The 23,977-nt window shown below is 63.2% G+C and carries 19 protein-coding genes; 15 read left to right on the forward strand and 4 right to left on the reverse strand.

The genetic code is table 11. The annotated features are described in order from the left end of the window. Window positions 1–21 precede the first annotated feature (21 nt). From AC50X5_RS10100 to AC50X5_RS10120, 5 genes are all read left to right on the forward strand, one after another. Window positions 22–1,140 carry a histidinol-phosphate transaminase gene (locus AC50X5_RS10100; protein ID WP_494975935.1) on the forward strand — a complete coding sequence of 373 codons (1,119 nt, stop codon included), beginning with the start codon at window positions 22–24 and terminating at the stop codon, window positions 1,138–1,140. 145 nt (window positions 1,141–1,285) lie between these two features. Next, the gene (gene pdhA / locus AC50X5_RS10105; protein ID WP_494975936.1) at window positions 1,286–2,542 is read left to right on the forward strand and encodes a pyruvate dehydrogenase (acetyl-transferring) E1 component subunit alpha; all 1,257 of its coding nucleotides are present in this window, start codon (window positions 1,286–1,288) and stop codon (window positions 2,540–2,542) included. Further along, on the forward strand, window positions 2,542–3,522 hold the full coding sequence (locus AC50X5_RS10110) for an alpha-ketoacid dehydrogenase subunit beta (protein ID WP_494975937.1): 981 nt from the start codon (window positions 2,542–2,544) through the stop codon (window positions 3,520–3,522). The genes pdhA and AC50X5_RS10110 overlap by 1 nt, the downstream gene beginning before the upstream one ends. 11 nt (window positions 3,523–3,533) lie before the next feature. Continuing rightward, window positions 3,534–5,147, forward strand: a complete 1,614-nt coding sequence (locus AC50X5_RS10115; RefSeq protein ID WP_494975938.1) for a dihydrolipoamide acetyltransferase family protein — start codon at window positions 3,534–3,536, stop codon at window positions 5,145–5,147. Window positions 5,148–5,190: 43 nt separating this feature from the next. After that, complete coding sequence (locus AC50X5_RS10120) at window positions 5,191–5,829, forward strand: phosphatase PAP2 family protein (protein ID WP_494975939.1); 639 nt, start codon at window positions 5,191–5,193, stop codon at window positions 5,827–5,829. Here the strand turns inward: AC50X5_RS10120 and AC50X5_RS10125 are convergent. The 3 genes from AC50X5_RS10125 to AC50X5_RS10135 all read right to left on the reverse strand — a co-directional run bounded on the left by AC50X5_RS10125 (window position 5,826) and on the right by AC50X5_RS10135 (window position 8,367). After that, window positions 5,826–6,254, reverse strand: coding sequence for a universal stress protein (locus tag AC50X5_RS10125; protein ID WP_494975940.1), 429 nt, complete (start codon window positions 6,252–6,254; stop codon window positions 5,826–5,828). The two genes, AC50X5_RS10120 and AC50X5_RS10125, sit on opposite strands and share 4 nt — an antisense overlap. A gap of 74 nt (window positions 6,255–6,328) precedes the next feature. After that, complete coding sequence (locus AC50X5_RS10130) at window positions 6,329–7,621, reverse strand: aminotransferase-like domain-containing protein (RefSeq protein WP_494975941.1); 1,293 nt, start codon at window positions 7,619–7,621, stop codon at window positions 6,329–6,331. Window positions 7,622–7,806: 185 nt separating this feature from the next. After that, window positions 7,807–8,367: an NAD(P)H-dependent oxidoreductase gene (locus tag AC50X5_RS10135; RefSeq protein ID WP_494975942.1), complete on the reverse strand. Its 561-nt coding sequence runs from the start codon at window positions 8,365–8,367 to the stop codon at window positions 7,807–7,809. A gap of 124 nt (window positions 8,368–8,491) precedes the next feature. On the opposite strand from AC50X5_RS10135, the gene AC50X5_RS10140 reads away from it, so the two are divergent. The 8 genes from AC50X5_RS10140 to AC50X5_RS10175 all read left to right on the forward strand — a co-directional run bounded on the left by AC50X5_RS10140 (window position 8,492) and on the right by AC50X5_RS10175 (window position 19,973). Then, window positions 8,492–9,100, forward strand: coding sequence for a TetR/AcrR family transcriptional regulator (locus tag AC50X5_RS10140; protein ID WP_494975943.1), 609 nt, complete (start codon window positions 8,492–8,494; stop codon window positions 9,098–9,100). Window positions 9,101–9,411: 311 nt separating this feature from the next. After that, complete coding sequence (locus AC50X5_RS10145) at window positions 9,412–10,395, forward strand: ABC transporter permease (protein ID WP_494975944.1); 984 nt, start codon at window positions 9,412–9,414, stop codon at window positions 10,393–10,395. After that, on the forward strand, window positions 10,392–11,393 hold the full coding sequence (locus tag AC50X5_RS10150; protein WP_494975945.1) for an ABC transporter permease: 1,002 nt from the start codon (window positions 10,392–10,394) through the stop codon (window positions 11,391–11,393). Before AC50X5_RS10145 ends, AC50X5_RS10150 begins: the two co-directional genes overlap by 4 nt. Further along, complete coding sequence (locus tag AC50X5_RS10155; protein WP_494975946.1) at window positions 11,390–13,537, forward strand: ABC transporter ATP-binding protein; 2,148 nt, start codon at window positions 11,390–11,392, stop codon at window positions 13,535–13,537. The genes AC50X5_RS10150 and AC50X5_RS10155 overlap by 4 nt, the downstream gene beginning before the upstream one ends. 49 nt (window positions 13,538–13,586) lie before the next feature. Continuing rightward, window positions 13,587–15,302: an ABC transporter family substrate-binding protein gene (locus AC50X5_RS10160; protein WP_494975947.1), complete on the forward strand. Its 1,716-nt coding sequence runs from the start codon at window positions 13,587–13,589 to the stop codon at window positions 15,300–15,302. Between the two features lie 139 nt (window positions 15,303–15,441). Then, window positions 15,442–17,154, forward strand: coding sequence for an ABC transporter family substrate-binding protein (locus AC50X5_RS10165; RefSeq protein WP_494975948.1), 1,713 nt, complete (start codon window positions 15,442–15,444; stop codon window positions 17,152–17,154). Window positions 17,155–17,173: 19 nt separating this feature from the next. Further along, window positions 17,174–18,253, forward strand: coding sequence for a Gfo/Idh/MocA family protein (locus tag AC50X5_RS10170; RefSeq protein ID WP_494975949.1), 1,080 nt, complete (start codon window positions 17,174–17,176; stop codon window positions 18,251–18,253). Between the two features lie 208 nt (window positions 18,254–18,461). Further along, a complete protein-coding gene (locus tag AC50X5_RS10175) occupies window positions 18,462–19,973 on the forward strand; it encodes a S8 family serine peptidase (RefSeq protein WP_494975950.1) in 1,512 nt (503 codons plus the stop codon). A gap of 131 nt (window positions 19,974–20,104) precedes the next feature. On the opposite strand, the gene ald is transcribed toward AC50X5_RS10175, so the two are convergent. Further along, the gene (ald, locus tag AC50X5_RS10180) at window positions 20,105–21,223 is read right to left on the reverse strand and encodes an alanine dehydrogenase (protein WP_494975951.1); all 1,119 of its coding nucleotides are present in this window, start codon (window positions 21,221–21,223) and stop codon (window positions 20,105–20,107) included. Between the two features lie 236 nt (window positions 21,224–21,459). Here ald and AC50X5_RS10185 point away from each other — a divergent pair, with 236 nt between their 5' ends. Together AC50X5_RS10185 and AC50X5_RS10190 are read left to right on the forward strand one after the other, a co-directional pair. Continuing rightward, window positions 21,460–22,677: a PucR family transcriptional regulator gene (locus AC50X5_RS10185; protein WP_494975952.1), complete on the forward strand. Its 1,218-nt coding sequence runs from the start codon at window positions 21,460–21,462 to the stop codon at window positions 22,675–22,677. 149 nt (window positions 22,678–22,826) lie between these two features. After that, complete coding sequence (locus AC50X5_RS10190; RefSeq protein ID WP_494975953.1) at window positions 22,827–23,873, forward strand: LacI family DNA-binding transcriptional regulator; 1,047 nt, start codon at window positions 22,827–22,829, stop codon at window positions 23,871–23,873. Window positions 23,874–23,977: the final 104 nt, after the last annotated feature.

Below are 23,977 nucleotides of genomic sequence, written 5' to 3' on the forward strand. Positions count from 1 at the left end.
GCCAACAGTAGGCTGAGTGCCATGATGCCATCTCCCACTCCCGCGGAGGGTGTGAGGCCGCGTCCCGTTGTGGGCCGCCTGCCCCGCTATTCCGCAGGTAAACCGCCCGCCGCCGTAGACGGGCTCGCCAGCTTCAAACTGTCCTCGAACGAGAACCCGCTTCCGCCCCTGCCGGAGGTTACCGCTGCCATCGCGGCCCGGACGGACTTCAACCGCTACCCGGATCCGCTGTGTACCAGGCTGAGGACTTCGCTCGCCGGCTTCCTGGAGGTGCCGGCGGAAGACATCGTCACCGGGGCCGGCAGCCTGGGTGCCCTCGGCCAGGTGCTGGCAGCTTTTGCGGGACAGAACGACGACGGCGAACCGGACGAGGTAATTTACGCGTGGCGTTCCTTCGAGGCCTATCCGATCAGCATTGGATTGAGTGGCGCAACCGGCGTCCAGGTCCCCCTCACTGCGGACGGCAGGCACGACCTCGACGCGATGGCGGCCGCCGTCACCGCCCGCACCCGGGTGATATTGCTCTGCACGCCGAACAATCCCACCGGGCCGGCCATCACTGCCGCCGAAACCGAAAACTTTCTCCGGGCAGTCCCGGAGGATGTAGTTGTTGTCATTGACGAGGCCTACTTCGAATTCGTGCGGGCAGATGGGGCAGTCAACGGCATTGATATCTACCGCAAGTACGCGAACGTAGTGGTCCTGCGGACATTCTCCAAAGCCTTCGGACTGGCCGGTCTCCGAGTGGGCTACAGCATTGCCCAGCCCGGACTCACCCGTCATCTGCGTGCTGCAGCAACCCCTTTTGCGGTGTCACAGATTGCCGAAGAGGCAGCGGTGGTGTCGCTCGAACACTACGGCCGGATTGTAGAAAGGGTACAAACGCTGGTCGATGAACGGACGCGGGTGGTGGATGGACTGCGGGAGCTCGGCTGGCGTGTCCCGGACGCCCAAGGCAACTTTGTCTGGCTGGACCTCGGACCCGATGCGGCGGACTTCGCAGGTCAGGCCGCGGCCATGGCACTCTCCGTCCGGGCGTTTGCCCACGAAGGCGTCCGTGTCAGCGTCGGCGAACCGGAAGCTAACTCGCGGTTCCTGCGGTTGTGTGCGGACTATACAAAAGCGCCACGGGGTTCCTAGCGCTTAACATTAGGCCTTTACGGACCCTACTGAAGATAAAGTAAGAGGCATTAAGCCAAAATATATGCACAAACCGGAATGCATTCCATCTGAGGCATATATCCCAGCGATTGCCGCATCCGGATGCGGCAAGCAAGGAGACGGTATGGGCGCTACACATTTGCCCTCCACCGAGTTCGACGGAACCGCCGTCGACGAGCAGCGCGAAGCGAGTGCCGAGACCCTTCTGGGCGGGCCGGGCGTGGACATGGTCCAGCTGCTCGACGTTGACGGCAGGCTTGGCGAAGACGAAACCTTTTCCAGCTATGCCAAGCGCCTGGACCCGGAAAAACTCCGTGGTTTCTACGCGGATATGGCCAGGATCCGCCGCTTCGACCAAGAGGCCACGGCTCTGCAGCGCCAGGGCCAGCTGGCCCTGTGGGTGCCGTTGACGGGTCAGGAGGCCGCACAGATCGGTTCCGGCCGCGCCACGCAGCCGCAGGACTACATTTTCCCCACGTACCGGGAGCACGGTGTGGCCCTGACCCGGAACGTTGATCTGGCTGAGCTGCTGCGCCAATTCCGTGGCGTGTCCAACGGCGGCTGGGATCCCAGGGAGACGAACTTCCACCTCTACACGCTCGTGCTGGCTGCCCAGACCCTCCATGCGGTCGGATACGCCATGGGAATCCAGCGGGACCAGCTGCTCGCGGATGCCATCGGTGCGGATTCGATCGGAACAGAAACAGCCGTTGAGCCTGAGGAGCGAGCCGCAGTCGTCGCCTATTTTGGCGACGGTGCGAGCTCCGAAGGCGACGTCCACGAGTCCATGGTGTTCGCGGCGTCCTACAACGCCCCGGTGGTGTTCTTCTGCCAGAACAACCACTGGGCCATTTCGGTCCCCAGCACCGTGCAGACCCGCATCCCGCTGGCCAACCGCGCCAAAGGCTACGGGTTCCCCGGCATCCGGGTGGACGGCAATGACGTCATCGCGGTGCACGCCGTCACCGAGTGGGCCTTGGAGCATGCCCGCAGCGGCAAGGGCCCCGTGCTGATCGAGGCGTTCACCTACCGGGTGGGCGCGCACACCACGGCAGACGATCCCACCAAGTACCGCGAACAGGCGGAAGAAACGGCATGGCGGGCCAAAGACCCGCTGGACCGGCTGGAAAAGCACCTTCGTGCCGAGGGCTATGCTGACGATGCCTTCTTCGAGCAGGTCAAGGCCGACGGCGACGAGCTGGCAGCCTACGTCCGGCGCACCGCCTACGACCTCAAGTCCCCTGACATCCGCGAGAGCTTCGCCAATGTCTACGCGGAGGCCCATCCGCTGGTGGCAGAGGAACTCGCCTGGTTTGAGCAGTACAGCGCGGGATTCGCCGCCGAAGAAGCAGACGCCGACGCAAGCGAGGATGCCCGCTGATGACCACCATGACCATCGCCAAGGCCATTAATGAAGGCCTCCGCGCCTCACTGAAAAGCAACCACAAAGCGCTGCTCATGGGTGAGGACATCGGTGCCCTGGGTGGCGTATACCGCGTTACCGAAGGCCTGCTCGCCGAGTTCGGCCCCTCCCGGGTAGTGGATACCCCGCTGGCTGAATCGGGCATCATCGGCACGGCCATCGGCATGGCGCTGCGGGGGTACAGTCCGGTGTGCGAGATCCAGTTTGACGGTTTTGTGTTCCCGGGCTTCAACCAGATCACCACGCAGTTGGCCAAAATGCATGCGCGCAGCAGTGGTCGCCTGTCGGTTCCCGTGGTGATTCGCGTGCCGTACGGGGGCGGCATCGGCTCGATCGAGCACCACTCGGAGTCACCCGAGGCGTTGTTCGCGCATACGGCAGGCTTGCGCATCATCACGCCCTCCAACCCGCACGATGCCTACTGGATGATCCAGCAGGCCGTGGAATGCAAGGATCCGGTGATCGTTTTCGAGCCGAAGCGCCGGTACTGGCTCAAGGGCGAGGTGGATCTTGATTCGCCCGGAGTTGCCGCAGATCCCTTCAAAGCCCATGTGCTTCGCGAAGGAACCGACGCCACCATCGTCGCTTATGGCCCGCTGGTTCCGGTGGCCCTGGCTGCTGCCAACGCGGCCGCGGAGGATGGACGCAGTATCGAAGTGATTGACCTGCGCTCCGTTTCGCCCATCGATTTCGATGCCGTGACGGCGTCTGTCGAGAAGACCGGCCGGCTGATTGTGACCCATGAGGCCCCCACCTTCGGCGGCATTGGCGGGGAGATCGCAGCCCGCGTCAGCGAGCGGGCGTTCCTGTCCCTCGAAGCGCCGGTGATCCGTGTGGGCGGCTTCCACATGCCCTACCCGGTGGCCAAGGTGGAGGAAGACTACCTGCCGGACATCGACCGCATCCTTGAGGCGCTGGACCGCGCCTTCGCCTACTGACCTAGGACATCATGACCCTGAAGAAATTCAACCTCCCGGACGTCGGCGAAGGACTCACAGAGGCGGAAATCGTCTCCTGGAAGGTCAGGCCCGGCGATTCGGTGGCCATCAACGACATCCTTTGTGAAATCGAAACGGCCAAGTCGCTGGTGGAACTGCCGTCCCCGTACGCAGGCACCGTGCGCGAGCTGCTGGTCCCCGAAGGCGTAACCATCGACGTCGGCACCGCCATTATCAGCGTCTCTGAGGGTGTGGAGGGGGATCCAACGCCTGCTGACGCGCCGGTGCCCGCTGCCGCCGCGCCGACTGCGCCGGCCGACCGGTCAGGCGCCGAGCCGCTGATGTACGGCACGCTGCCCGCTGACGCCTCGGATGCCTCAGGTACCGCCGGTGCCGCTGATGGCATGGCGGACCGCCCGCTGGTGGGCTCCGGTCCCAAGGCCGACGCCGTTAAGCGCCGCCCGCGGATTTCGACAGGCCCAGCCAACGGCCCGGCAGGCTCACGGACCGGCGGGGCCACCGGCGCCCTGACGGTCAATGCCCCGGAAGTGGAACCCGTCCAGCCCCATACCCCGGCCGCCGTAACCCAGCCGCCGGCACCTGCTGCAGCATCCATCCCGGCAGGCGCTGAAAGCCAGGCCCCCGGCGCCCGTTCCGCCGTCGAACATTCCATCGCATCCACGGCAGCCGCTGCGCAGGCCGGCATCGCGGGCATCACCGGACTGGTGAATCGCGTGCTGGCGAAGCCGCCGGTCCGCAAGATCGCCCGGGACCTCGGCATCGACCTGGCTGACGTCGTCGCCACCGGCTCCCACGGTGAGGTGACCCGTGAGGACCTGGTGAGCTACCAGGCCCAGCGCGATGCTGAACTGGACAAGGCGGAGGGCTTCTGGGGCAAGGCGGGACGGCCGCAGGAGCAACGAATCGAGCGGATCCCCGTTAAAGGCGTGCGCAAAGCCACCGCCAAGGCCATGGTGGATTCGGCCTTCGCCGCGCCGCACGTGAGCATTTTTGTGGACGTTGACGCCAGCCGGACCATGGAATTCGTCAAGCGGCTCAAGGCGTCCCGCGATTTTGAAGGCATCAAGGTATCGCCGCTGCTGATCCTGGCCAAGGCCGTGATCTGGGCTGCGGCACGGAATCCGAGCGTCAATGCCACCTGGGTGGACAACGCAGAGGGCGGGACGGCGGAGATCCACGTCAAGCACTTCCTGAACCTCGGCATAGCCGCAGCCACGCCGCGCGGGCTCATGGTGCCGAACATCAAGAACGCGCAGGACTTGTCCCTGAAGCAGCTGGCCCTGGCTTTGAACGAGCTGGCCACCAGCGCCCGGGCGGGCAAGACCAAACCCGCGGAAATGCAGGGCGGCACGCTGACCATCACCAACATCGGCGCCCTGGGCATCGACACCGGCACGCCGATCATCAACCCGGGCGAGGTGGCGATCGTGGCTTTTGGCACCATCAAGCAAAAACCGTGGGTGCTGGATGGCGAAGTGATTCCACGCTGGATCACCACCCTCGGCGGGTCCTTCGACCACCGGGTGGTAGACGGCGACCTCTCCGCACGCTTTATGGCCGACGTCGCCGCCATCCTTGAGGAACCGGCGCTGTTGCTGGACTGACCGGAGCCGGTAACGCACAGCATCCCGTGATTGACTGGACCCCGTGAAAAGCGCCACTCCGACTGCCGGGATCCGTGAAACCAGACGCCGGGCCGTAAAAACCAGGGCGGCGAACGTCCTCTCCGAGGTTTTCCAGCCCCCGGTGACGGTGTTGGCCATGCTCCTGCTGAGTCCCGCCGTCGAGCCCGGTTTTCCGTCCACCGCCGGCTATGGTGCGGTTGCCGGGCTGTTTGTCTGTGTCCTGCCGCTGATCCTGGTCCTAATGATGGTCCGGCTGGGCAAGGTGACGGACCACCATGTCAGCACCAGGAGCCAGCGGCCGCTGGTGCTGCTCATGGCGCTCGTGTCGGTGCTGGCGGGCATCGGCGTGCTGGTCGCCGTGGACGCGCCGCGGAGCGTGCTTGCCGCCATGCTGTCCGTAGTGGCCGGCGTCTTCATAGTCGCCATCATCAGCGCCTACTGGAAGATCAGCGGACACGCGGCGGCAGTGTCCAGCGCCGTGGTGGTGATCATCGCCATCCTGGGGCCTGCCTGGCTGCCGCTTCTGGTGATCATCCCGGCCGTCGGCTGGGCACGCCTGGTACTCCGCGCCCACACGCTTGCGCAGGTGGTAGCGGGAACACTTTTTGGCGCCGTGGTGATGGCCGGAACGTGGTGGCTGTTCCTGCAGTGGCTGCTTTAGCCGGCGTCGTAGGTGTTGGCGATGTAGACGTCGCAGGAGGCGTTGTGCGCCACGCTGTTGGCTACGCTGCCCAGCACGCGGGCGATGCCCAGCATGCGCCGGTTTCCTACCACGATCATCTGCGCTTCCAGGCGTGCCGCCTCATTGATCAGCGCTTCCGCGGGTTTGCCGCGAGCGGCCGAATAAGTAACACTGACGTCCCGGCCCAGGGATTCCGCCACCGTGCGCGCTACGTACTCGGCGCCGTCGGCATCGGAGATGATGACCTGGTCGCTGCCGCTGCCAAAGACTTCGGTGCGGTCCTTGTCGAAGGCAGAGATCACATGGAGTCCCGCCCCCAGGGCCAAGGCCAGGGTGTGCGCCTTTTCGGCGGCCTTTTTAGCTGTAGGGCTGCCGTCCACTCCGACAACGATGATTCCACTCATGCGGGTACTCCTTTGTTCCGTAGCGCTCGGGCGTCCTGTTCAGTCCGGTGGGGCCTAGATTACAGTGCTGCAGGCTAAAGCGCGTCGATGGCCCGGCGCAGCACTGGAGCAAGCCGGCGCACGCCTTCCGCGATGGCTTCGGGAGGAACGGCACTGAAAGCGAGACGCAGCTGATTGGACGGCTCGTCCGACGGCGTGAAGGCAGCTCCCGGGATGAACACCACTCCGGCATCAATCGCCTTTTGCAGCAGGGGGTAGGTATCGACGCCATCGGGAAGGGTAACCCAGACGAAAAAACCACCCTCCGGCCGCGTCCAGCTGAGGCCTTCGGGCATGTGCTCTTCCAAAGCGGCAAGCATGGCCCGGCAGCGCTCGGCGTACAGGCCGCGGTAGGTTTCGATTTGGCCCAGCCAGTCGTAGTCGCGCAGGTAGGCAGAGACGAGCATCTGGTTCAGCGACGGCGGGCAGAGTGTGACTGCCTCTGCGGCCAGGTAGTAGCGGCGCTGCAGGTGCTCCGGAACCAGTGCCCAGCCAATCCGCAAACCCGGGGCGAAGATCTTGGAGAAGGAGCCCATGTAGATCACGTCGTGGGGGTTCGCCGCCCGGAGCGGCGTGAGTGGCTGGCCGTCAAACTTCAGCAGGCCGTAGGGGTTATCCTCCAAGACCAAAACATTCGCCGCGCGGCATATATCGACGATCTGCTGGCGCCGGGCCGGGGCCAGTGTGATGCCTGAGGGGTTGTTGAAATTGGGGATGGTGTACAGGAACTTGACGTTCTTTCCTGCTGCCTGGAGTGCTGCGATTCGTTCCTCGAGGACTTCAGGCACCAGGCCGTCGTCGTCCATGTCTACAGTCTCCACCTGGACCTGGTAGGCCTCGAACGTGTTTAGAGCCCCCACATAAGTTGGGGTTTCAACCAGGACGACGTCACCCGGATTGCAGAACAGCTTGGTGGCGATGTCCTGGGCGGACTGTGATCCGGCGGTGATGACAACATTTGCGGGCTGAGCATCGGTGATGCCCTCGGCGGCCATTACCTGGCAGATCTGTTCGCGCAGTTCCAGGGTGCCCTGACCGTTGCCGTATTGCAGCGCCGTGAGGCCTTCGTCGGCGATGATCCGCGAGGCGGTCTGTGCCAGCCTGTCCAGCGGTAGTGATTCCAGATAGGGGCTGCCCCCGGCCAGGGACACCAGTCCCGGTCTCAGCGAAATGTCAAAGACATCACGGACTGCGGACTGCTTGATGTTGGCGGCGCGCTCCGAGAAGAGTTCATCGTGGCGGTGGGCGGATGTTGCGGCACGCTCAAGGGCGTCAATAGCTTCTGCCGGCAGCAACTCTGCTGCGGAATCAAGTGTTTCGTGGGTCACAGTGCAAGGATACCAACAGGGGTTGTCTCATATGCAACCCCTGTTGCCACTAGGGCTGCGGAAGGTGCGTCGCGTGGCGCAGGACTTCTTGCATGTGAATAAGCTCCGCACACCGCCAGTGGGCGTGCGGAGCTTGTCCATAAATCCCGGACTGCGTAAATTCCCGGTACCCGATTTCGTGAGGACTAGGAAGCCGCGGGCTGTGACGCGGTGAGGACGTCGAAGATGCCCTTGATCTGTTCCACTACCTCGGCGTCGTCCTTCGGGTGGATCTCGGCGAAGCGGACCATGGAGCCGGGTACGGCAAGCTTGACGTCCTCCAGCACCTCGGCGCCGGCAATGCCAACGGCCTTGCGCGCCTCATCCTGCGCCCAGACTCCGCCGTACTGGCCAAACGCGGTGCCGACGACGGCTGTGGGCTTGCCGGTCAGCGCGCCGGCGCCGAAGGGGCGGGACAGCCAGTCAATGGCGTTCTTGAGCGATGCGGGGATCGTGCCGTTGTGCTCGGGGGTGACCAGGAGCAGGGTGTCCGCCTCGCTTGCTGCAGCGCGCAGGGCGGCGGCGGCGGCAGGGACCTGGCCTTCGACGTCAATATCCTCGTTGTAGAAGGGGACGTTGCCCAGGCTTTCGTGGATGATCACGTCAACGTGCTCCGGAGCGTTCAGCTGGATGGCTTCGGCAAGCTTCTGGTTGGTGGACCCGCTGCGCAGGCTGCCTACGAGGGTGAGGACGGTGCTCTTGGTCATGATGACTCCTTGGGATCTGGTCCGGCGGTGACCGGTTGTCTGTTTGGAATGTCCAGCTTTGAAGGCCTTCAGACGACTAAACGGACTACGGTCCGGTTATATTCCGAAGATTAGACTAGGGAACGTGAGCTTCATCCCCTTGCCGCCCGGGGGTTCCCTGGGAGCGGCCGCCGAACGCCGCGATGCCGCGCGTAACCGGGAGCGCCTGCTCTTAGCCGCTCGGGAGCTGATCGACGAGTGCGGAGCCGAGGGACTCACGATGGACCAGCTGGCCGAACGAGCCGGCGTGGGCAAAGGGACCGTGTTCCGGCGGTTTGGCAGCCGGGCCGGACTGATGCTGAACCTCCTCAACGAATCCGAAACAGCCTTCCAGACGCGCTTCATGTTCGGACCACCGCCGCTGGGACCAGGGGCACCAGCCCTGGAACGGCTCATTGCCTTCGGGGTGGAGCGGATTGCCTACGTGATGGAATTCGGGGACCTGCTGCTGGCGGCCGAAGCTGCGCCGTACCACCGCCTGGACGTTCCGGCCACAGTCCTCCACCAGCGCCACCTCGAAGTATTGCTGCTGGAGGACGGAATACAGGAGGAGACCTGGCTGCTGGCCGGTTCCCTGGTGGCCACGCTGGAACCCGAACGCCTGATTCATGAGGTCCGGGTACACGGGGTGGGCACCGAGCGCCTGGCTGGTTCCTGGCGCCAGCTGGTCACCAGGCTGGTCCACGGCGGATAGCGCGACAATCATGTAACGATCTTGACACGCTGGTCAGGATATTTGACTGCGGCCGACGACGGCGCTGGATCATGTGATAGTTTCCTCTGGAATGTGACCCGCAACACAGTCCGGATGGGCTGGCCTGATCGGCGGCGGGGTCCGGCTACAAGCCGGCAGGTCTCACCCCGGCGACGGCGAAACCCATGCTTACGGCCGGAACAACGGAAGGATTAAGATCGTGAATATTGTTGAGGGCGCCCGCACGGCAGCAATGGGCATGAGTTCACCCCGAATGCAGCTCAAGGCGCCGGTGACCACGAAGTAACGCAATGGTCCGCTACTTGGCCAAGCGCGCGGCCACCTACATCTTCATGATCTTCCTGACCACCTCAGCCGGATATTTCCTGGCGGTGAGTTCACTGAAGCCGGCCCTTTTGGAACAGGAAAAGATTCCCCGGCCAACGCCCGAGCAGGTGGCAGCGTCCATGCGGCTCAAGGGCCTGGACCCTGAGCTGAGCCCGTGGGAACGTTACGTGGACTGGCTGGTCGCGATTGTGACCCGTTGGGATTGGGGTCGTAGCCCCAACGGTGCGTTCATTAACGCCGAGTTTGGCGATCGCGTCTGGATCTCCACACGGCTTTTCCTGGCCTCAATCGTGCTGACGCTGGTGATCGGCGTTGCGCTTGGCGTGTATTCCGCCGCCAGGCAATACAAGTTCCAGGACCGCGTGATCACTTCCTACAGCTACCTGGCGTACATCGTCCCGGCGCCCATCGCGTACTTCCTGGTGCAGCTTGGGGCCATCCGCATCAACGAGGGAGTAGGGCAGAGGATCTTCTTTGTCACGGGCATCTCCACACCGGGCATGAAACCTGGGTGGGACCAATTCGTGGACATACTGGCCCACTATGCGGTTCCCACCATCGCCATCACCTTGGTGGGTTGGGGCTCCTACCAAATCGCACAACGGCAGTACTTGCTGGATAACGTCAATGCAGACTTTGTGCGGACGGCCCGGGCCAAGGGGCTGACCCGCAACCAGGCGATCAGCCGGCACGCGCTGCGGGTGTCCTTCATCCCCGTGGCGCAGAGCATTGCCTTCACCATCCCGGCCATCTTTGCCGGTGGATTCTTCGCCGAAAAAATCTTCGCGTGGCCAGGCATCGGGTCCTGGAGCATCGATGCCATCGGCAACCAGGACGTGAACGCGGCCACGGCCACCCTGGCGTATGGCTCCATGATTTTTGCCCTCGGTGCCATCCTGGCGGACTTCGCGACCTCGTTGGTTGACCCGAGAGTGAGGGTGTCATGACCATCCCAAACGCCATAGACCCAGCAGCAGTCACAGACGCCCACCTTCAAGACGGGGAGGTGGTCATCAACAAGACCACCATCATCCTGCGCCGGTTCATGAGGAATAAGACTGCGGTTGCGGGGCTGGTCATCTTCCTGGCCCTGACGCTTTTCTCCTTCGTCGGTGGGTTCTTCACCAGCTGGGACAAGTCCACTATCGACCCGTTCAACATCGGGATGCCCCCGTCAGCAGACCACCTTCTCGGTACCTCCCAGGCTGGAATCGACCTCTACGCCATGGTGGTGGAAGGGACCCGGATCTCCATCCTGATCGGCCTGATCGTCGGGCTGGTATCAGTCCTGGTGGCTGCCGTCTACGGCTGCACCATGGCCTACTTCGGCGGCAAAGTGGACAAGGTCATGTTGTTCATCCTGGAAGCCCTGATCATGATGCCGGCGCTGCTGGTGGTAGCAGTTGTGACCAGCGGTGGCGGGGCGGGCTTGCGTGACCAGCTGCCAAGCTGGCTGCTCTTGATCGTTGTACTCCTGGTTTTCAGCTGGATGGGCGCGGCCCGCCTGATCCGCTCCATGTCCATGTCGCTCATGCAGCGGGACTTCATCAAGGCAGCACAGTACATGGGAGTCCCCGCGCGGCGCATCGTCTGGCGGCACCTCGTTCCCAACATCGGTTCCCTGCTGGTCCTGGACATCACCCGCGGCGTCACCGGCGCGATCCTGGCGGAGGTTGCCTTCTCCTTTATCGGTATCGGCATCAAGGTTCCGGACGTGAGCCTGGGTGTGCTGATTGGCGGAGCTACCTCCCAGGTCCAGACGTTCCCCTGGATGTTCTGGGTACCGCTGCTGGTCATGTTCCTGCTGACCGGATCGTTGGCCATGATGAACGACGGGCTCCGGGACGCTTTTGACCCTAGCTCCAGTTCCTTCGGCAAAGCCCGGAAAATCGGAGCCCGGAAGACGCATACGCGCACGACACACGCCAAGCGGAGGCAATCATGAGTTCTGTAACTCCCGGCAGCGCCGTCCTGACCGTCAGGGATTTGAGCGTCCGCTTCAACTCCGAGAACGGGGTGGTCAACGCCGTCAGGGGAGTGAACTTTGACGTAATGGCCGGCAAAACGCTGGGTATTGTGGGCGAATCAGGGTCCGGGAAGTCTGTCACCTCCATGGCAGTGATGGGGCTGTTGCCCACCTCGGCGGAAGTTACCGGATCGGTACGCCTCAATGGAACGGAGTTGCTGGGCCTCAGCGACAAGGCCATGTGCCAGTACCGCGGCAACGACATCGCCATGGTTTTCCAGGACCCGCTGTCCTCGCTGACACCCGTCTACACGGTGGGAACCCAGATCGTCGAGGCGCTCACCATCCACAACCCGAACATGAGCAAGGCAGCCAAAGAAGCCCGCGCCGTCGAACTTCTGGCCATGGTGGGGATTCCCAGCCCCAAGGACCGGCTGAAGGCGTTCCCCCACGAGTTCTCCGGCGGCATGCGCCAGCGCGTGATGATTGCGATTGCGATTGCGAACAATCCGCGGGTGCTCATCGCCGATGAGCCGACGACGGCACTTGACGTGACCATCCAGGCCCAAGTGCTGGAGGTATTGCAGACGGCGCAGGAGGAGACCGGTGCCGCCGTCGTCATGATCACTCACGATCTGGGTGTGGTGGCGGGTATCGCGGACGACATCATGGTGATGTACGCGGGCAAGCCGGTGGAGACCGGGACGGTGGAGGACATCTACTACAACCCGCGCATGCCGTACACCATGGGCCTGCTGGGCGCTGTTCCCCGCGTGGATGTGGGGCGAAAGACCTCCCTGGTGCCGATCGACGGCGTGCCGCCCAACCTGCTCTTCGAGCACACCGGCTGTTCTTTTGCGCCGCGATGCCCGCTTGTTGTGGATGCTTGCCACGAGGGTGAACCGGGCCTGCTGAAGACGCAGGGCAGCGCAATCCACCGTGCAGCCTGCATCCGCTCAGACGAGCTTGGTGACGGTGCGGATGCGAGGGTGATCTTCCGGGCACCACCGGTGCCGGTGTCCCGTTTTGACGGAATCGCCCGGGAAAATCGCACGACGGTTCTGAAGCTTACGGATGTACGCAAGCATTTCCCCCTGCTGAAGGGCGCGCTGCTGAAGCGCAAGGTGGGGACAGTCAAGGCTGTGGACGGTCTCAGTTTCGATGTCCGTGAGGGCGAGTGCTTCTCCATTGTGGGCGAGTCCGGATCGGGCAAGACCACCACCCTGCTGGAAATCATGGAGTTCCACAAGGACCAGGACGGAGAGGTGGTAATCGGCGGGATCAGCAACAAGCAGGCAGCTGACGCCAAAACCAGGAGTGCCATGCGCAAGGAACTGCAGATGGTGTTCCAGGATCCCACCGGTGCACTGGATCCTCGATTCACCGTGTATGAGGTTCTCGCCGAACCGCTGGAAAACCAGGGAATGGCGAAACCGGACATCCGGAAACGCATCATGGAACTCATGCGCCTGGTGGGCCTCCAGCCGGACCATGTGAACCGGTTCCCTAACCAGTTCTCCGGCGGCCAGCGGCAACGGATCGGAATCGCCCGCGCCCTCGCCGTTAATCCAAAGCTGGTGGTTCTGGACGAGCCGGTATCTGCCTTGGACGTTTCCGTTCAGGCAGGAGTTATCAACCTCTTGGACAAACTGCGCGCAGAGCTGGGCTTGAGCTACCTGATGGTGGCCCACGACTTGTCCGTGGTGCGGCACATTTCGGACCGGGTGGCCGTGATGTACCTGGGCAAAATCGTAGAAATCGGTGACGTTGGCAGTGTTTTTGACAGGCCGCGGCACCCCTATACGAGGTCATTGTTGTCCGCAATTCCGGTGCCCGACCCCCAGGTGGAGCGCAACCGGGAACGGATTATCCTCCAGGGTGATTTGCCCAGCCCACTGGATGCGCCCAAGGGATGCAACTTCGCCGGCCGCTGCCCGGTGTTCGCGGCCCTTCCGGAAGAAAAGAAGCAAAAGTGCCTTTCTGTTGAACCGCCCTTGGTGGCTGTTCCCGCGTCCGTGCAAGGTCACGCCTTGGACCAGCAGTTCGCCTGCTTCTTTCCCGACGGTGAGTTGGACTCCGAAATGGTGGTCAGCCACGAGGAACCCGCAGTCCGAACTCCCTGATTCTCCTGTTCCATCACCGCACCGTGTACCCAACAATGAAGGGAAATCCATGAAGAATGTGACCAGAATCGGCGGGGTGGCAGCTGTTGCAGTTTCGCTTGCCCTCACCGGCTGCTCCGGAGGTACGCCATCGGGGCCGGCTTCAGCCTCGGGCCAGGCCTCGGGCAGTGACATTGCCTCGCTCATCAGCATCAACGAGAAGCCGGCTGCCGACTTGGAACAGGGCGGAAAGTTGACGCTGCCCTTGGGCAACATCGGCCCGGACTTCAACGGGTTCTCCAACACTGGAAACAGCGCGGACAACACGGCACTGATGGCTCCTATCAACCCGATTGGAGCCAGCGGCGGGGGACTTGGCGGTTGCTGGAAGTACGACTACGACGGCGAAGCTTCCGTCAACACTGATTTCTGCGAATCCGTGGAGAGCGACGTGGTGGACGGCAAGCAGACCATCACCATCAAAATCAATGAGAAAGCCACCTACAACGATGGCACCCCCATTGACGTCAAGGCCTTCCAGAACACCTGGAACATCCAAAAGAGCACCGAGGCCGGCTACGACATCGTCAGTCCTGGCAATTACGGGTTCGTTGAGTCGGTGGAAGCCGGCAGCAGCGACAAGGAAGTGATCGTCAAAACCAGCCAGCCCGTCTATCCGCTGGAATCACTGTTCTTCGGAGTCATCCACCCGGCCGTAAACTCCCCGGAGGTATTCAACACCGGATTCACCGGTGAGATGCACCCGGAGTGGATGGCAGGCCCTTTCAAGGTGGACCAGTACGATTCCGCAGCGCAGACGGTGACCCTTGTTAGAAACGACAAGTGGTGGGGTACCAAGCCGGTTCTGGAGAGCGTCACGTTCCGGCAGATGGAAACCAGCGCGGAGATTGCTGCTTTCAAGAACGGTGAAATCGACGCTGTGGAGACCAACACGATTGCTCTCTACAAGCAGGTGGATGGCACCGCCAACTCCGAGGTGCGGCGCGGGCAGCGGCTGTTTGCCGGCGGCTTGAACCTCAACGCCCAGCGCATCACCGACGTCGCGGTGCGTGAGGCGATTTTCACTGCGGTGGACCGTGAGGCCCTTCGGAACGTGCGCTTCAACGGCCTGAATTGGCAGGAACCGAGTTCCGGCTCGATGATGTTGCTGCCCTTCTCCGAGTACTACCAGGACAACTACCCGGTGGCTGAGTCCGGAGCGGAAGCCGCAAAGAAGGTGTTAGCCGAAGCGGGTTACACGCCTAATGCCGATGGAATCATGGAGAAGGACGGCAAGCCGGTTTCGTTCAAGATCGCCAACTTCGGTGATGACCCCACCACCCTGGCCACCACCCAGACGTTGCAGAAGCAGCTGCAGGACGCGGGCATGGATGTGGGCATTGCCCAGCACGGCTCCTCCGAGTTCGGCAAGATTCTGGGCAGCCGCGAGTTTGACATGAGCCTGTCCGGCTACACGGTAGGCGCAGATGCCACGGACGTCGTCAAGCAGTTCTACGACTCAACCACCAACGAAAACCAGCTGGGCGACGCCGAGCTGGACAAGAAAATCGTCGACCTGGCCTCCATCGAGGATGACGCCGAGCGGAACAAGGCAGCTATGGAAGTGGAGAAGGAGCACATGGCTAAGTACTTCTCCATGGGCATCGCTTTCAACGGCCCTCAAATCTCCTTCGTCCGGACGGGACTGGCTAACTATGGCCCATCCCTCTTCAAGAGCTTTTCCCAGGTTCCGGACTGGACCACTATTGGCTGGGAAAAGAAATAAACCCGGCATCTGAGTAACGTTTGAAGGCCGGTATCTCCTGGAATATCAGGAGGTACCGGCCTTCGGCGTTCCTGCCTGTCCAGTGCCCTAGAATCTTGGAACTGCCACTTTTTTGCAGATCGCGCCATGAAGGGAAACCATGAAGCACCTGACCAGGCTCGGCGGGGCGGTGGCAGTTGCCGCTGCCTTCGCCCTCACCGGCTGCGGCGGCACTCCGTCCGGTCCGGCAACTGCCTCCGGCCAGGCCCCGGGCAGTGATGTTTCCAAGCTGGTCGGCGTGAATGAAAAACCGGCCTCAGACCTTGAACAGGGCGGCAGCGTCACCCTTCCGCTGCTCAGCATTGGCCCGGACTTCAATGATTTCTCCAACAACGGCAGCAGCGCGGACAACGCGGCCCTGCTGGTCCCAATGAACCCCGTTGCGGTCCAGAACGGCGGGATCGGCGGTTGTTGGAAGCGGGACTACACCGGTAAGGCCACACCCAATACAGACTTCTGCGAGACCGTGGAAAGCACCGTGAGCGATGGCAAGCAAACCATCACCATCAAGGTCAATGACGATGCCACGTACAACGACGGTACGCCCATCGACGTCAAGGCCTTCCAGAACACCTGGAACATCCTCAAGAGTTCCGGGAACGGCTACGACATCGTCAGCACCGGCAACTACGCCTCGGTGGAATCGGTGGAGGCAGGCAGCAGCAGCAAGGAAGTAGTGGTCAAAACCAGCCAGCCTGTCTACCCGCTGGATTCACTGTTCTTCGGTTTGATCCATCCCGCCGTGAACTCCCCGGAAATATTCAACAACGGCTTTAACGGCGACCTGCACCCGGAATGGATGGCGGGCCCGTTCGCACTGGAGGGCTACGATTCCGCTGCCCGCACCGTCACCATGGTCCGGAATGACAAGTGGTGGGGCGCCAAGCCCGTCCTGGACAAGGTGACCTTCCGGCAGCTGGAAACCAGCGCCCAGCTGGCGGCCTTCAAAAACAGCGAAATCGACGCCATGCAGGCCAACAGCATCGGACTGTACAAGCAGCTTGAAGGCACCCCCAATTCCGAGGTGCGGCGCGGGCAGCGGTTGTTTGCCGGCGGCTTGAACATCAACGCCCAGCGGATTACCGACGTCGCGGTCCGTGAGGCGATCTTCACGGCGGTGGACCGGGAGGCCATCCGCGACGTGCGCTTCAACGGCCTCAACTGGGAGGAACCCAACCCGGGTTCCATGATGCTGATGCCGTTCTCGGAGCACTACCAGGACAACTACCCCGTGACCGAGAGTGGCCCGGAAGCGGCTAAGAAGGTCCTCAGCGACGCCGGCTACACGGAAAACGCCAGCGGCATCATGGAAAAGGACGGCGAGCCCGCCGCGTTCAAGATCTCAAACTTCGGCGACGACCCCACAAATCTTGCCACCATCCAGACGTTACAAAACCAGCTTAAGGCGGCCGGCATGGACGCTGGCATTGCCCAGTACGGCGCGGCCGAATTCGGCAGGGTGATGGGGGGCCGGGAGTTCGATCTCAGCATGTCAGGCTTTTCGGTGAGCGCGGATGCCACCAATTCCGTCAGGCAGTATTACGAGTCCGGCACGAACCAGAATGGCCTGGGGGACGCGGAACTGGATGCCAGGATCGCTGAGCTGGGCACCATCGAGGACGATGCCCAGCGGAACAAGGCCGCCATGGACGTGGAGAAGGAGCACATGGCTAAGTACTTCTCCATGGGCGTGGTGTTCAACGGACCGCAGATCTCCTTCGTCCGCACCGGTCTGGCGAACTACGGTCCGGCGCTGTTCGAGAGCCCGTTCCAGGTCCCGGACTGGACCACCCTAGGCTGGGAGAAGAAGTAGCCGGGAGTAGCGTGTCAGCATGACACCGCACACCATCCGCAGCGCCGTCGTGGGTTATGGGTTATCCGGCCGCGTGTTCCACGCGCCGCTGATCGCCGCAGACCCGCAGTTCTCGCTGGACGTCATCGCCACGTCGGACACCTCCCGGGCCACCGCCGCGAAACGCCGCTACCCGGAAGCGGACATCGTGCCCGATGGCGCGGCCGTGCTGGCGCTCGCGGACAGCCTGGACCTGGTGGTGCTGGGAACCCCGCCCGCCACGCACTATTCCCTCGCGAAGGCTGCCCTGGAGGCGGGGCTGGATGTCGTCGTCGACAAGCCTTTTACCGTCACCAGCGCGCAGGGAGCGGAGCTGGTTACCTTGGCTGAGCGGCTGGGCCGCGTGCTCACCGTGTACCAGAACCGACGCTGGGACAACGGCTTCCTTACGGTCAAAAAGCTGCTCGACGCCGGTGCGCTGGGTGATGTTCTGCGGTTCGAGGCCTCGATGGAGCGGTGGGCGCCGGAGATCACCAAGGCGTGGAAGGCCGCAGCCGCGGTGGACGACGGCGGCGGGATCCTGTTCGATCTGGGCACCCACTTGCTGGACATGGCCGTGCAGCTCTTCGGCCCCGCGGAAGTGGTGCATGCCCAAATCAACGCGCGCCGGCCGCAGGAGCAGGCGGATGACGACAACTTCCTGGTGCTCAGGCACCAATCCGTCAATGGCAAGGCGCCGGTTACCAGCCACCTCACCATGAACGTGCTGTCCGCTGCGCCGGGACCAAACTTGCGCCTCCTGGGCACCATGGGCGCTTACGTTAAGCACGGAACCGACCCCCAGGAGCAACAGCTGGATTCAGGAATGGCTCCCACAGATCCCGGGTATGGACTGGAGCCCCTGGAGTCGAGGCCGGAGTCGGAAGGATTGCTGGGGGTGCCTGGCGACGTCGAACGCGTTCCCACCGAACCCGGCGCCTACCAGGAGTTCTACCGGATCCTGGGGCAGAAGATACTCGACGGCGGCACTTCCTCCGGGTTGCCCCTGCCCGTTGATCCGCGGGGACCTGTGGAAGTACTCCGGCTGATCGAACAGGCCCGGGCGCTCGCAACACGCTGACCCTGTGCAGGAGTTACCGCGCGGTCCCTTCCAAATGTGGTCCACATCACTTAGGGTCGGAACCGCGGGTGCTAACTGAAACAGCTGTATCAGTTGGCACCCGACGGCAGCTGAGGTAACCAACCACCGGGTGCCGGTCCGAAAAATCCCGGTACGGTGCCCGCTATCCGCCTGGCGCCTGCCGAATTGCAGAATGGAGCACGTCCCCATGAGAGCATTTCCGCGCTTTATGGCGCCAGTAGCGGCCGTCGCCATGGCGGCAGGACTGTTGGCCGCCTCCGCGGTACCGGCAGCATCCGCGCCGGCCGCAACCGCTGAAGCCCAGACCTACATCGTCCTGTACAAAGCCAACGGGGTGTCCAAGTCGTCCCTTTCCAAGGTGGAGGGCGCTGGCGGCACGGTGGTGAACACCTACCCGCAAATCGGCGTGGCAATCGTCAAGTCCGACCGTGCCGGCTTCGGGCAGGCATTGAAGTCCGCTGACCCCAGTATCTCGGGTGCGGCCTCCACCGCCGGGTTCGGCGTGGCAGTGGTTGATGACACGGCTGCCGAAGGGGCTGCCGCCGCAGACGCGCCCATTGAACCCGGGACTCCCGCACCAGGTAACGACAACCTGGCGGCCCTGCAGTGGGACATGGACCAGATCAAAGCTCCGGAAGCCCGCGCCCTCAACGGCGGCAGCGCTTCGATCGTGGTGGGCGCCATTGACACAGGCGTGGACTGGTCACACCCGGACCTTGCAGCCAACATGGACTTTTCCAGGAGTGCGTCCTGTGTGGGCGGCGTCCCGAACCCGGACCCCGCCGCCTGGATGGACGACAACGGCCACGGCACACACACGGCCGGCACCATTGCCGCTGCTAAAAACGGCGTCGGAATGGTGGGCGTTGCGCCGAACGTGAAGATCGCCGGTATCAAGGCCGGCAACTCGGACGGCTTCTTCTACCCGGAAGCCGTGGTGTGCTCCTTTATGTGGGCAGCCGAAAAGGGCATCCAGATAACCAACAACAGCTACTATGCCGATCCCTACCTGTACAACTGCAAGAACGATCCGGAGCAGCGCGCCATCTGGGAAGCTGAGCGCCGGGCCATCCGGTTCGCACAGCAGAGCGGCACCACCGTCGTGGCCGCCGAGGGCAACCAGTCAGATGACCTGGCCCACCCCACCCAGGACATCAGCAGCCCCAACGACACCACGCCAATCACCCGGGACATCTCCAACGCCTGCGCCGTGGTGCCGGTTGAGGTTCCCGGCGTCATCGGCGTCACCGCCAATGGCAACAAGGGCTTCAAGTCCTACTACTCCAGCTACGGCGTGGGAACGGCTTCCGTGATCGCTCCGGGCGGGGATGCCCGCCAGCTGACCGCTGCTGCTCCCAACGGCCGCGTGCTTTCGACCTGGCCGGCCGCTGCTCCCTGCGTCCGTACGGTTATGGACGGTGCGGCGAAGTACTGCTACATCCAGGGCACGTCCATGGCTTCACCGCACGTTGCCGGCGTGGCCGCACTGATTGCCAGCACCGGAGTCACCAACCCCGGCAAGGTGGCCGCGAGGATCAACAACACGGCGGACAACATGGCCTGCCCCACGGACATGTCCTTCTACGCACAGGACCCGTCCGCCAGCAATGGTGCGCCCCAGGTGTGCCAGGGCGGGACCGGCTACAACAGCTTCAACGGTCACGGTCAGGTCAACGCACTGCGCGCCATCGGCGGGTAGTTTCCTCCGCATTGGCAGCAGCAATCAGTAACAGCAGTTAAGAAGAAAGTACGACGGCGGGTCCCGGCTTTTCCTTCGAAAAGCCGGGGTCGCGCCGTCGTACTTCCTTGTCCTTGGCTCAGGCAGGTGCCTCAGGCGGAAACCAGCTTGTGCCAATCGGCAACGAGGGGCAGGCTGTGTGCCTCGGAGACCGAGTGGTGTGCCACGTGGCCGGCGGCGATGTTGAGTCCGGCGGCCAGGGCAGGATCGCGGTCGAACGCGGCCTTGACGCCCAGGTTCGCCAGGGAGATGGCGTAGCGGAGGGTGACGTTGGTCAGCGCGTAGGTGGACGTGTTGGGCACGGCGCCCGGCATGTTGGCAACGCAGTAGAAGATGCTGTTGTGCACCTTGTACGTGGGCTCCTGGTGTGTGGTGGGGTGCGTGTCCTCGAAGCAGCCGCCCTGGTCCACGGCGATGTCCACCAGGACCGAGCCCGGCTTCATCCGGGCCACCAGCTCGTTGGTGACCAGCTTGGGGGCCTTGGCGCCGGGGATCAGCACCGAGCCGATCACCAGGTCCGCGTCCACTACTGACTTTTCGATCTCGTACTTGTTGGAGGCGACAGTCTTCAGCCGGCCCTGGTACTGGGCATCCAGTTCACGCAGGCGGTTGATGTTGATGTCCATAATGGTGACGTCTGCGCCCAGGCCCAGCGCCATGGCTGCGGCGTTGGTACCGGCAACGCCAGCGCCCAGGACAACAACCTTGGCCGGACGTACGCCCGGGACGCCGCCCAGCAAGACGCCCTTGCCGCCGGCCGGTGCCATCAGCGAGGTTGCTCCAACCTGGACGGAAAGACGGCCGGCAACCTCGGACATCGGAGCCAGCAGCGGCAGGGTGCGGCCGTCCTGGACGGTCTCGTAGGCGATGGCGGTGACGCCGGAATTGATGAGCTCACGGGTGAGTTCCGGCTCGGCGGCCAGGTGCAGGTAGGTGAACAGGATCAGGCCCTTGCGGAAGCGGTGGTATTCGGCCTTGACCGGTTCCTTGACCTTCATCACCATGTCTGCGCGGGACCAGACTTCATCTGCGTCGTTAACGATCTCGGCGCCGGCTATGGCGTATTCCTCGTCCGTGATGCCGGAGCCGAGGCCTGCGCCGCGTTCCACCAGGACAGTGTGGCCATGGGTGCGGAACTCGTTGACGCCCGGGGCTGTGATGGCGACGCGGAATTCGTTGTTCTTGATTTCTTTCGGGACACCGATGATCATGTGGGGCTCCGTTGTTTGCGGCTGTTTTTGGCAGCCGGCTGGGGACGCTGGCTTGTGATTCCAGAATAATTCCGGTGTGAGGCAGGCGACATTGATCCCCGTGGCTCCTGTGGAGCAAAACCGCGAAAAATCAAGGTTGTCATCCTTCTGGGCTCGACATTCGTCGAGCTACGGAGCGTCAGGTGTCGCCTCCTGTTCGTTAGCATGCGGGCCGGTACCGGCAGTAGTGTTGCTCCATGCAGCAGGACGTTGAGCAACTCGTGGAACAAGTGGCCGGCAAGCTGGGCCGCGGCCTTTCCCTGGAGGACCTGGACGGCATGCTGCTGGCCTACAGCTCTAACCAGTCGCACGCCGACCGGGTGCGGGTGAACTTCCTGTTGAGCAAAAAGGTGCCCTCGGACGTCAGTGCCTGGCAGCTCTCTCACGGGATTGCCACCGCGGTCCGCCCGGTTGCCATTCCGGCCAACCCGGAGCTGGGCATGCTGGGCCGGGTCTGCGTACCGTTGACAGTCCGCGGCTTCCGCGTTGGCTACCTATGGGTGCAGCAGGATGCCGAAGAGGAAAGCCCGACGGCGATCCTGGCCCAGTTGCCGGACGTCCAGCGCGATATTGAGGTGCTCGCCGGCCTCCTGCTCGAATCCAACACTGTTGAGTCGGGTTTCCGCCGGGGCAGGGAGCGGGAGTTTTTGGCGGCCTGCGCCGGCGACGTCAACGCCGCAGCGGCTGTGGCCGGCTGGCGGGAGATCCAGCACAAGGGCCCGTGGCAGGCCGTCACCGCGCTCGATGCCGATGGCTGGGCCGGGGGAGCGGATCCCGGCGCGGCCACCCTGATCCACAGCTCCGCCGCCCTGCAATCCACAGTGGGCGTGGACGCGGCTCTGTTCAGTGCCGGGGGAGAAACCCATTCAGTGATCCTGTTCCGCGAATCCGTGGGCCGCGCCAGTCATGCGCAGGTGCTGGTGCATTACCAGCTGGAACTGGCCAAGCGCTCCGGCCGGCCGGTGCACCGGATCATCCTGGGCATCAGCGAGCCGTTCGCCAGGCCCCGCGGGTTGGCCGCTGCCTACCAGCAGTCCAAAGTGGCCGCCCAGGCAGCCGCCGTTGAACCGCGCCTTGGGGAGCTGGTTGATTACCGGGCCTGCGGCGTCTATCAGGTGTTGGCCTCGGCCGGTGGTGGAGCGGCTGCCTGGAGTGATTCCGGCTCCATCTATTTCCAGCTGCTGTTGGACCATGACCGCAACAGCGAATTGCTGCCGGTCCTGGAGTTGCTCTATGACAACGATGGCTCAGTGCAGGACGTTGCCGGCCAGCTCCACCTGCACCGGAGCAGCATCTACAACAGGCTGGGCCGGGTACGGCAGCTGCTGGGCGTTGACCCGCTGAAGGGGGCAGTCCGGTTGGAGCTGCACGCTGCAATGAAGGCGGGGCGCTGGGACGCCCGGCCGCGGATCTGAGGTTATGCGGCCGTGGCGGTTTCGGTTTGCGGGCGTGCCGCTCCTTCAATTGCCTCAGCGGAGCGCTACCAACGTTGTACCGCCCTGCTTCCAACGTTGTACCCTTTGGTGAGGGCCGGTTGTGCCCTTAGTGCGCGGAGGGAGCGGCTATGTCTGTCACAATCCGGGATGTCGCCAAGCTGAGCGGTTACTCCATTAAGACAGTGTCCAACGTGATTAACGGGCATCCGCAGCTCCGCCCGGAGACCCGGAAACGTGTACAGGACGCCATTGACGAGTTGGGCTACCGGCCGAACCTTTCAGCCCGGAACCTCCGCGCCGGGCGCACCGGCGTTATCGGGCTCCTTATCCCCGACCTCACCACTGCCTATTTCGCCGAACTGGCGGACGCCGTTATGCGCGCTGCGGCGGCAAAGGGAATCGCCGTCCTGATTGAGCCGGTTGGCAGTGGCCGTGACAACGAGGTGGCCGCCCTCCGCGGCCAGCACCGGCACATGGTGGACGGCATCCTCTACAGTTCCCTCACGCTGGGGTCCGAGGACGCTGGACTTCTCAAGAGCGTCGACACTCCCCTGGTGGTTCTGGGAGACACATCTTTCGGTGGTCAAATTGACCGGATCACGATGGCGAACACGGCGGGGGCGAAGGCAGCAACGCAGCATTTGGCGGCAGTTGGCCGTCGCAGGATTGTTGCCTTGGGCGCGCACGAAGGGAACATCGTCGCCTCAGCAGAGCTGCGTCTGGCCGGCTACAGGGCAGCCCTTGAGGAAGCGGGCCTGCCGTTCAATCCGGACCTGGTGTGCTATGCCGATTCATGGCACAGGCGAGGGGGTGCGGCCGCGATAAGCCGATTCCTGGCAGATGGGTTGGACTTCGATGCCGTGTTTGCTTTCAATGACACCCTGGCCCTGGGCGCCATGCGCGTCCTCCAGGAGGCAGGTATCCGCATCCCGCAGGATGTTGCAGTCGTGGGCTTTGATGACCTGGATGAAACCCGGTATTCCCTGCCCGCCCTGTCCACTGTCAATCCTTGCAGAGACCAGATCGCCCAGGCGGCGGTAGAAACCCTGCTGCGACGCATCGCGGGCGGAAACGCCCTCGAGGCCAAGGAAATAGAAACAGGCTTTTCACTCGAAATCCGCGAGTCCTCTATAGGACCCGGGAAGAGCACTGCCTCAGCCACCACAGCAGCGTGAAATAAAACAACCAGAGTCTTGACCGCTATCAATGCTTGGCTCATGCTAGATACAACGTTTACGTACAACGTTTACCTTAGCTTTTGCAGCAGGTTTAGGGACGC

Source organism: Pseudarthrobacter sp. MDT1-40-2 (genome assembly GCF_059383595.1).